1 protein-coding gene is annotated in these 416 nt (G+C 51.4%); it reads right to left on the bottom strand.

What is annotated here, in order from left to right; genetic code table 11:
* Window positions 1-416, bottom strand: a 416-nt coding sequence (locus CWC28_RS21380; RefSeq protein ID WP_249324995.1) for a reverse transcriptase domain-containing protein, incomplete at both ends; no start/stop codon positions are given.

Raw genomic sequence — 416 nt, 5'->3', positions numbered from 1 at the left:
AAACTCCAGCAATCGGGTTTTACCTTTATTCAGCTTCAAACCAAACTTTTCCAGCCGTCTGTGAAGTAGCCCCATAAAATGGAGCGCGTCTGAGCGGTACTGGAATCCCATCACACTGTCGTCCGCAAAGCGGACGATGTATCCCTCACCTCTGGTCTGCTTCCTGCGCCACTGGTGAGCCCATAGGTCCAGAACATAGTGGAGGTAGATATTCGCCAGCAGTGGTGAAATCACCGCTCGTTGAGGGGTTCGAAGCCTTGTTCTGGTCTTTCGGCCATCGTCGACCACTACGGCCCTGAGCGTCTGCTCTACGAGCCTGAGTATTCTTTTGTCTGCAATTCTGTGTTGCAGGAATTTCATCATCCAGCCATGATCGATTTGATCAAAGAACCGGCTGATGTCCGCATCCACTATCC

The sequence above is a fragment of the Pseudoalteromonas sp. S4492 genome (assembly GCF_005886115.1).
In the GTDB taxonomy this organism is placed as follows: Bacteria; Pseudomonadota; Gammaproteobacteria; order Enterobacterales; family Alteromonadaceae; genus Pseudoalteromonas; species Pseudoalteromonas gelatinilytica.
This window is presented reverse-complemented; position numbering and strand designations above follow the sequence as displayed.